This is a genomic window from Caulobacter sp. D5 (assembly GCF_003185805.1).
Classification (GTDB): Bacteria; Pseudomonadota; Alphaproteobacteria; order Caulobacterales; family Caulobacteraceae; genus Caulobacter.
Window position 1 is genome coordinate 1 of record NZ_QHJY01000248.1, and the last position, 8552, is coordinate 8552.

At 70.2% G+C, this 8552-nt stretch carries 9 protein-coding genes and 1 pseudogene; 4 read left to right on the forward strand and 6 right to left on the reverse strand.

Going from position 1 to position 8552, the window contains the following annotated elements; translation table 11 throughout:
• Positions 1-216: 216 nt before the first annotated feature.
• The 3 genes from DMC18_RS16320 to DMC18_RS16330 form a co-directional block, all read right to left on the reverse strand.
• Positions 217-1266, reverse strand: coding sequence for a CoA ester lyase (locus tag DMC18_RS16320; RefSeq protein ID WP_110118197.1), 1050 nt, complete (start codon positions 1264-1266; stop codon positions 217-219).
• A gap of 106 nt (positions 1267-1372) precedes the next feature.
• The gene (locus DMC18_RS16325; RefSeq protein ID WP_110118198.1) at positions 1373-2395 is read right to left on the reverse strand and encodes a mechanosensitive ion channel family protein; all 1023 of its coding nucleotides are present in this window, start codon (positions 2393-2395) and stop codon (positions 1373-1375) included.
• A gap of 165 nt (positions 2396-2560) precedes the next feature.
• Positions 2561-3559, reverse strand: coding sequence for an aldo/keto reductase (locus DMC18_RS16330; RefSeq protein WP_110120679.1), 999 nt, complete (start codon positions 3557-3559; stop codon positions 2561-2563).
• 120 nt (positions 3560-3679) lie between these two features.
• On the opposite strand from DMC18_RS16330, the gene DMC18_RS16335 reads away from it, so the two are divergent.
• The 4 genes from DMC18_RS16335 to DMC18_RS16350 all read left to right on the forward strand — a co-directional run bounded on the left by DMC18_RS16335 (position 3680) and on the right by DMC18_RS16350 (position 7351).
• Positions 3680-4567, forward strand: coding sequence for a LysR family transcriptional regulator (locus DMC18_RS16335; RefSeq protein ID WP_110120680.1), 888 nt, complete (start codon positions 3680-3682; stop codon positions 4565-4567).
• Between the two features lie 113 nt (positions 4568-4680).
• The gene (locus DMC18_RS26095) at positions 4681-5718 is read left to right on the forward strand and encodes a hypothetical protein (RefSeq protein ID WP_158285923.1); all 1038 of its coding nucleotides are present in this window, start codon (positions 4681-4683) and stop codon (positions 5716-5718) included.
• Between the two features lie 101 nt (positions 5719-5819).
• Positions 5820-6305 (forward strand): VOC family protein, encoded by a 486-nt coding sequence (locus DMC18_RS16345; RefSeq protein ID WP_110120681.1) that lies wholly within the window; start codon positions 5820-5822, stop codon positions 6303-6305.
• A 77-nt stretch (positions 6306-6382) separates the two neighbouring features.
• Positions 6383-7351, forward strand: coding sequence for a phosphotransferase (locus DMC18_RS16350; protein ID WP_110133107.1), 969 nt, complete (start codon positions 6383-6385; stop codon positions 7349-7351).
• Between the two features lie 11 nt (positions 7352-7362).
• On the opposite strand, the gene DMC18_RS16355 is transcribed toward DMC18_RS16350, so the two are convergent.
• The 3 genes and pseudogenes from DMC18_RS16355 to DMC18_RS26100 form a co-directional block, all read right to left on the reverse strand.
• Positions 7363-7680 carry a hypothetical protein gene (locus DMC18_RS16355; RefSeq protein WP_146218095.1) on the reverse strand — a complete coding sequence of 106 codons (318 nt, stop codon included), beginning with the start codon at positions 7678-7680 and terminating at the stop codon, positions 7363-7365.
• Between the two features lie 5 nt (positions 7681-7685).
• Entirely contained in the window at positions 7686-7907 is a 222-nt protein-coding gene (locus DMC18_RS16360) for an alkylphosphonate utilization protein (RefSeq protein WP_110133109.1), read from the reverse strand.
• Positions 7908-8029: 122 nt separating this feature from the next.
• A pseudogene (locus DMC18_RS26100) lies at positions 8030-8552 on the reverse strand (hypothetical protein); the annotation flags it as partial.

Below are 8552 nucleotides of genomic sequence, written 5' to 3' on the forward strand. Positions count from 1 at the left end.
GCGTGGGAGGGTGAGTGGGTAGGCGAAGCCCCTGGACGATCTTGGCGCTGTTGCGGGCGATGTGCCGGCACGCCGGCTGAAGGTGTAACCACTCACCCTCCCATCGCTGCGCGATGGGCCCCTCCCTCTCTCTAAGAGAGAGGGATGTCGCGGTGGTGAGACCCCCTTTGTCAGCCACAAGGGCGGGAATGACGGGACCAGGGGGAAGCGCCAGGTTCAAAACCCGTAGAGCGCCGCGTATTCCGCGTCCTTGACGGCGATCTGCTTGGCGCAGTCGACCATCACCTTGGCCTGTTTCCAGGTGGCGTCGTCCTGCATCTTGCCGTCGATCATCGCCACGCCCGAGCCGTCGGGCATGGCCTCCAGGATCCTTTTCGCGAAGGCCACCTCGGCCGGGTCGGGGCTGAAGACCTGCTTGGCGATGGCGATCTGGCTGGGGTGCAGGCTCCAGGCCCCGGCGCAGCCCATCAGGAAGGCGTTGCGGAACTGCTGCTCGCAGGCGACCGGATCGTCGATCGCCCCGAACGGACCGTAGAACGGCTTGATCCCGTGGGCCGCGCATGCGTCGACCATCTTGGCGAAGGTGTAGTGCCAGAGGTCCTGCTGCACGCTGGCGCGGGGCGATCCGTCCGCATGCGGATCTTCGATTACGCGGTAGCCCGGATGCCCGCCGCCGACCCGGGTGGTCTTCATCGCCCGGCTGGCCGCGAGATCCGCCGGACCCAGCGAAATCCCCTGCATGCGTGGGCTGGCGCCGGCGATCTGCTCGACGTTCATCACCCCCTCGGCCGTCTCCAGGATGGCGTGCAGCAGGATCGGCCGGGTCACCCCGTGCTTGGCCTCCAGCGAGGCCAGCAGCTGGTCGATGTAGAAGATGTCCCACGGCCCCTCGACCTTGGGCACCATGATCACGTCGATCCGGTCGCCGGCCTTCTCGACCAGGGTCGCCACCTCGTCCAGGTGCCAGGGCGAGTTGAGGCAGTTGATCCGCACCCACAGCCCCACGCCCAGGGCCTTGAAGTCGACCTCGCGCGACAGGGCGATCGTGCCCGCCAGGGCCGCGCCCTTGGCGTCGGCGGGAATGGCGTCCTCCAGATTGGCCAGGATCACGTCGACCGTGGGGGCGATCTCGCCGACCTTGGCCCGCACCTTCTCCAGATGCGGCGGCACGAAGTGGATCATCCGCTCGACGCGGGCGGGCAGCTCGCGCCACGGCGCCGGCGCGCCGATGGCCAGGGGTTTGAAGAAGCCTCGGGCGGTCTTCATGCGCGTCTTCCCTGTGTTCTTATTTCGCAGTTGCGAGAAGACTGCGGCGCGGGCGCGAGGGGGTCAAGGGCGACGCAGGGGAAGACGTGCAACGCCCCCTCCCCCATCAAGGGGGCGGGGTTCTGGAAGGCGGCGGCGCCTCGTCCGGATCCTCGCGGCCCAGCTCGTCGGCGGCGTCGTTCTGCGAGACGTGGGTCGCCGCCTTGCCCCGCCCTTTACGCGCCGCGCGCGGCTCCAGGCGCAGGGCCGCCCGCGCGTCCTCGCCCTCCTCGCCGAACAGCCCCCGCAGCCGCACGTCGCGCTGCGGATAGGGGATCTCGATGCCGGCCCCGCGCAGGGCGTCGTCGATGGCCCAGGTATAGGCCGCGAAGATCGCCGCCGGCCGCCGCACGGCCTCGACCGTCGGCCAGACGATCAGCTCGAACTTCAGGGCGTGATCGCCATAGCCGACCAGCCACACCTGGGTGCGGCGCACGGCGTCGTCGGCGCTGGTGAAGGGCACGCTGCGGGCGGCCTTCAGCACTGCCTCGCGCACCGTCTCCTTGTCGACCCCGAAGGCGGTGACGAAGGGCACGCGGATGCGGCGGGTAGTGTTGCGCAGGGTCCAGTTGATCACCTGGTCGTTGACCAGCACCGAGTTGGGGACAATGACGTCCGTGGCGTCGTTGGTGCGGATGCGCGTGGCGCGCGGCCCGATCTCGTGCACCACCCCGCGCGAGCCGTTCGACAGCTCCACGAAGTCGCCCACCGCGATCAGCCGCTCGAACACCAGGCTGACGCCCGAGGCGAAGTCCTTGATCACCCCCTGCAGGCCAAGCCCCACCCCGACGCCCACCGCCCCGGCGAACACCGTCAGCGAAGTCAGGTCGATGCCCATGGTCGACAGGCCGGCCAGCAGGCCGACCACCACCAGGCCGTAGGTCGTCAGCTTCTCGACCACGTAAAGCGACGAGGCGTTGTCGGCCGCCCGCGCCCGCAGCCGCCGAAGGCCCGCCGCCGCCAGCCGCGCGGCCAGCAATGCGGCGATGACGATGACGATGCCCGCCCCCAAGCCCCCCACCGTGATCGCCGACTTGCCGAGCTTGACCAGCTCCAGGGCGTCCAGGCGTTGCAGCGGGTTGTCGGTCATGGTGGGGAGTTTGAGCGCGGGCGGGCGACAGGTTCAAGACCCGCCGCCGAAGACCCCCTACGGCCCTCCGGGCCACCTCCCCCAGAGGGGGAGGATCTATCGCCGCAGATGCTCCCCCTCTGGGGGAGCTGTCGCGGAGCGACTGAGGGGGCCGGCGCCAGTCGGCTAGCGCCCCACCATCGCCAGCCCGGCCTCGGCGTACCGCTCGCCCTCGACCGCCGTCTCCGGCACCGCCGCGGCGATCCTGGCCAGGTCGTCGGCCGACAGCGCCACGTCCACCGCGCCGATGTTCTCCTCCAGCCGCGCGACCTTGGTCGTGCCGGGGATCGGCGCGATGTCCGGGCCCTGGGCCAGCAGCCAGGCCAGGGCCAGCTGCGCGGGCGTCACGCCCTTTTCGCCGGCCAGTTCGACCAGCGCCTCGACCAGCGACTGGTTCTTGGCGATGGCCTCGCCCTGGAAGCGCGGCAGGGTCGAGCGGAAGTCGTCCTTGCCGAAGCCGTCGCCGGCCTTGATCGCGCCGGTCAGGAAGCCCCGGCCCAGCGGGCTGTAGGGGACGAGACCGATACCCAGCTCGCGGATGGTCGGCAGCACCTGGGCCTCGATCCCCCGCGTCCACAGCGAATACTCGCTCTGCAGGGCCGCCACCGGCTGCACCGCGTGGGCCTTGCGGATCGTCGCCGCGCCGGCCTCCGACAGGCCGAAGTGCTTGACCTTGCCCTCGGCGATCAGGTCCCTGACCGTCCCGGCCACGTCTTCGATCGGCACGCCGGGATCGACGCGGTGCTGGTAGAAGAGATCGATCGCCTCGACGCCCAGGCGCTTGAGCGAGGCCTCGGCCACGGCGCGAATGTTGTCGGGCCGCGAATTGACGCCCTTCATGCGCACGGTCCCGGACTCGTCGGGCCCGATGTCGAAGCCGAACTTGGTGGCGATCACGACCTTGTCGCGGAAGGGCTTCAGGCCTTCGCCGACCAGCTCCTCGTTGACATAGGGGCCGTAGACCTCGGCGGTGTCGAAGAAGGTGACGCCCAGGTCCACCGCCCTGGCCATCAGGTCGAACATCGCCTGCTTGTCGGGCGCGGGACCATAGGCCCAGCTCATGCCCATGCAGCCGAGACCGAGGGCCGAAACCTCCAGGCCGTCGCCGAGTTTGCGCGTCTTCATGGGCAGCTCCTTGTGCGAAATGGGGATCGCGGACGTCGCCGCGACGGCAGGGAGATGGGCCTTGGCGGGCGCGACGATAACCGCTTGCGGTCTCAACGCACTCCTGAGCATCTCTCAGCAATGTCGACCCGCCCCCTGCCCGACCTCGCCGTCTTCGCCCTGGTGGCCGAGCGCCGCAGCTTCCGCGCCGCCGCCCAGGCCCTGGGGGTGACGGCCTCCGCCCTCAGCCACGCGATCCGCAACCTGGAGACCCGGCTGGACGTGCGGCTGCTCAACCGCACCACCCGCAGCGTCGCCCCCACCGAGGCCGGCGAGCGGCTTCTCGCCAGGCTTGGACCGGCCCTGGCCGACATCGACGCCGCCCTCGACGAGATCGCCCAGTTCCGCGACCGTCCCGCCGGCCGCCTGCGCATCAACATCGCCACCACGGCCGCCCGCATGCTGCTGGCCCCGCGCATCGGCGGCTTCATGAACGCCTATCCCGACGTGCGGGTCGAGATCGTCTGCGAGGACGCCCTGTCCGACATCGTCGCCGGCGGTTTCGACTGCGGCGTGCGCCTGGGCGAGCGGCTGCAGGCCGACATGATCGCCATCCCGCTCAGCGGCGAGCTCTCCCAGGCCCTGGTCGCCACGCCCGACTACATCGCCCGCCACGGCGCCCCCAAGGAGCCGGAAGACCTGATGAGCGGCCACCGCTGCCTGCTGGTGCGCCGATCCTCGGGCGCGCCCTATCCGTGGGAGTTCGAGCGCAAGGGCCGCCTCGTCGTCGTCACCCCGCCCGCCTGCCTGCTCACCGACAACGGCGCGGTGCTGCTGGAGGCCTGCAAGGCCGGCGCGGGCCTGGCCTTCCCGTTCCGCGAAGCCGTCGCCGACGACATCGCCGCCGGCCGCCTCGTCTCGCTGCTGGAAGACTGGTGCGAGCCCTTCCCCGGCTTCTTCCTCTACTACCCCAGCCGCCGCCAGCTCTCCCCGGCCCTGCGGGCCTTCATCGACTGGATGCGGTTCTAAGGTCGGACCGACACGGCCCAACGCGCGACAAGGTTTACGCGTCGTTCACGACTCGCCTTCATGTTGAGTTTGAAAACTCGACACGCGCAGCACGCGCACCGGTGAGGACTTCCATGGTCACGGCCGTCGCTCCCTCCCCCTACAGCTACGACCCCGTGGCGCACGCCCAGGCGAGGCTGCCGGGGCTGCGGCGCCTTTACGAGTTTGCTCACGTGTCGTTCGACGAGGCCGCCTATCTGAAGCAGGCCCAGGACCGCAAGGACATGTACGCCCAGGCGGCGGGCGCGTACGAGCGGCGCGAAGCCATACTGGCGCAGACTGAGACGTCCATTCAGGCGCTGAACCTTCCGGAATATGTCGAGCCGGCCGTGAAGGTGGACCTGTCCCCGGAGGCCAAGGCGGCCCTGGCGAAAGACGCCGCGCAGAAGCCCGCCGAAGCGTCCGACGCGACGCCCACGACCACGGCGCTCGCCGCGCCGGTCGAGACCTACCCCAAGGGCTCGCTGGCTTCCGAGAACAACCAGATGGCCGCCGGCATGGCCAAGGCCGCGCGCAACAACATCGAGATGCTGGGCCTGGACATCAGCCTGATCAACGGCGGCGTCTGGATGCTGAACAACACGGCCAAGTTCGACGAAATGCGCGCCCAGGGGATGGGCGGCGAGATCGACATGATGGTCTACATCTCGGAGAAGTGGATCAACAGGGGCCTCTCCAGCCTGAACGCCACGCTCCGCGGGATGAACAGCCGGTTCGAGGTCACGGGCGCGCCGCTCTACCGCACGACCGAGGGCAAGCTGAGGATCGGCGACTTCACCCAGTCGGCCGGCGAGGCCGGCTGGTCGGTGTCGGTGCGCTCGACAGGCGAGGCTGTCGCCATCGCCAACGGCCGCGACGTCAGCGACCAGGTCGACGACAGCTCCGCGTGGGGCTTCCGCTGGTCGGACGTCATCGCCGCCCGCAAGGCCCGGGACGCCGCCCTCGCGGCCGAACCCTCGAAGGCGGCCGCGATCGGGACCACGGCGCCTGCGAGCACGGCCTCAGAGACCGCCGCCACCTTGGACGTTCCGGTCAGCGCCGCCGCCTCGACCGCCGCGGTCGCCCTAGCGACCCTGAGCAACGTCGGAAAGACGGTCGACCGCTCGATCTGACGGCGCATGCGAAAATTCGCCTCGACGATGTCGGGGCGGCGGGCGTTCCTTCGTCCTCGGGAAGACGCGGCGACCAGGCCGCCAGCCAGGAGGAAGACGCCATGCCCAAGATCACCCCGTTCCTGTGGTTCGACACCCAGGCCGAGGAAGCCGCGAACTTCTACGTCTCGATCTTCCCCAACTCGCGGATCCTGTCCGTCAACCGCTATCCCGACGACGTGCCGCCGCCGGCCGGGCCGGGCGGCTCGGTGTCGACGGTCTATTTCGAGCTCGACGGCCAGGGCTTCACCGCGCTGAACGGCGGCCCGCACTTCAAGTTCGACGAGGCCGTGTCGTTCACCGTCGACTGCGACGGCCAGGCGCAGGTCGACCGCTACTGGGACGCCCTGCTGGCCGGCGGCGGCCAGCCCTCGGCCTGCGGCTGGCTGAAGGACCGCTACGGCCTCTCCTGGCAGATCACCCCGCGCCAGCTGATCGAGCTGACCACCGGCCCCGACAAGGCCGTCGCCGGCCGCGTCTTCGCCGCCATGATGCAGATGGTGAAGATCGACGTGCCGACCCTGGAGAAAGCGGCGCGGGGCGAATAGGATTTAACCCGGGTAATATTGACTCTGATTTTTATCCGGACAAATTAGGCGACGCGCTTTTCAGGGAGCCGCCGCCCATGTCCGTCTCGTCAGTCGCCCGGATCCCCGCCGTCGCCCGCGCCCTGCGGACGGCGTTCGCGACCGACGCCGTCGATTCCGAGACGCGGCTGACCGGCGGGCTCTCCGGCGCCGGCAGCTGGCGCATCCGCGTCGGCGGCGTCCCCTATGCGCTGCGCATCGACACGGCCCGCGACACCGTGCGCGATCCGGCCCGCGCCCAGGCCTGCCAGCGCATCGCCGCCGACGCCCTGCTCGGCCCGCGCCTGCGCGGGGCCGATGCCAAGAGCGGCGTGACGATCGTGGAGTGGATCGAGGCCCGCCCCCTGTCCGACTTCCCCGGCGGCGGCGAGGCCCTGGCGGCCGAACTGGCCCGCACCGTGCGCCTGCTGCATGAGACGCCGGCCTTCCCGCCCCTGGCCGAGTCGGGACTCGACTATCTGGACGCCCTCGAAGACCTGGTGCGCGGCCTGCTGGCCCGGCCGCTGCTGGCGCCGGCGACCCGCGAGGCGACGGCGAGCCTGTGGGACGGACTGGCCACGGCCAGCCGCGCGGCGGGGTGCGAGCCGGTCTCCAGCCACAACGACCTCAATCCCCGCAACATCCTCAGCGACGGCGCCCGGCTGTGGCTGATCGACTGGGAGTCGGCGTTCCTGGCCGACCGCTATGTCGACCTGGCCGCCGTCGCCAACCTGTTCGCCCCCGGCCCCGAAGCCGCCGACCGCTTGCTTGCCGCCTATTTCGGCGCGCCGCCGACCGACGCGCAACGCGGCCGCCTGGCCCTGGCGCGCCGGGTCAGCCACCTGTTCTACGCGGTGATGTTCCTGACCGCCGCGGCGAACGCGCGCCCCGACGCCCGCCTCGCCGAGACGACGCCGGCCCGCCCCCTGGCCGAACTGCACGCCGCCCTCGGGGCCGGCGAGCCGCTGCTGGAAACCTGGGACGGCCGCGTCGAATACGGCCTGGCCCGGCTGGCGGCGGCGGGCTAGCGGGAAGGTGCTTAGCCGGCGCTCCAGAACGGCCGGTCCATCCCCTTGGCCCACGCCGCTTCGAACTCCGCAGACGAGATCTCGATAAGGTCGGCGTCCGCGAAGCCTTCGGCCAGGGACAGATCGATCAGCGAGGGACACGGCGTGCCGTTCCGCTCCTCAATCTCGATGCTGTTGCGCGCGACGCTTCCGTCAGGAAACAGGTCCACCGAGCGCGTCACCGCATCGGCCGCATCGTCGAGTTCGTACAGCAGCCAGAGCGGCTGCCCTTCCGGGACCTCAAGCTCGGGCCAGCGCGCGCGGACATATCTCAAACGACCCATGGCCAATAACCTCAGGCCTTCTTGACGAACTCCGTCCGCAGCACCAGGCCCTTCACCTTGTCGACATTGGCCTCGATCTCCTCGGGGTCGCCGGTCAGGCGGATCTTCTTGACCAGGGTTCCGCGCTTGAGAGTCACGCCGCCCGAGCCCCTGACCTTCAGGTCCTTGATCAGGGTGACGTTGTCGCCGTCGGCCAGGATCGCGCCGTTGGAGTCGCGGGTTTCATCGGACATGGAAAGTCTCCTTCGTCGGCCGGGCGGCGCGAAGGCGAAGCCCTTACAAAAGTTGCGGGCTTTCTAGAGCGTGGCGGCCGAAGGCGTAAAGGCCTCCGGCCGTCTTTTCCGGCTAAGTCTTCCTACTGGGTCTTCAGGAACTCGATCACCGCCGCCCGCTCCTCGGCGCTCAGGGCCGGGCCGACCACGCCCTTGGTCCCGGCCGGAGCGTCGCGGAACTCGTGGCCCTTGTTGGAGCTGCCCTTGACGCTGACGTCCAGCTTGAAGGCCCCGCGCGGGCAGGCGGCCTTGACGTCCAGGCCGACGGCCTTGGGGTCGTAGGCGCGGTTGCCCAGGCAGAAGCTCGACGGCCGCTCGCCCGGCGCGCCCAGCAGGGCGGTGAGCGACGGCACCGAGCCGTTGTGCAGATAGGGCGGCGCCGCCCAGATCCCGTTCAGCGGCCGGGCCTTGTAGGCCGGCGGGGCCTGGATGCAGTTGGGGCGGTTGCCCTTGTCGGCGTCGGCCTCGATGCTCTTGATCGGCGTGCCCTCGTCGACGTGGAACTTGTCGACCACGAACTGCACCGCCGAGGCCAGGGCCTGGCCGAAGGTCATGTCCGTGGCCGGCTTGGTGGGGGTGGTGAAGCAGGTGACGCCGGTGGCCGGG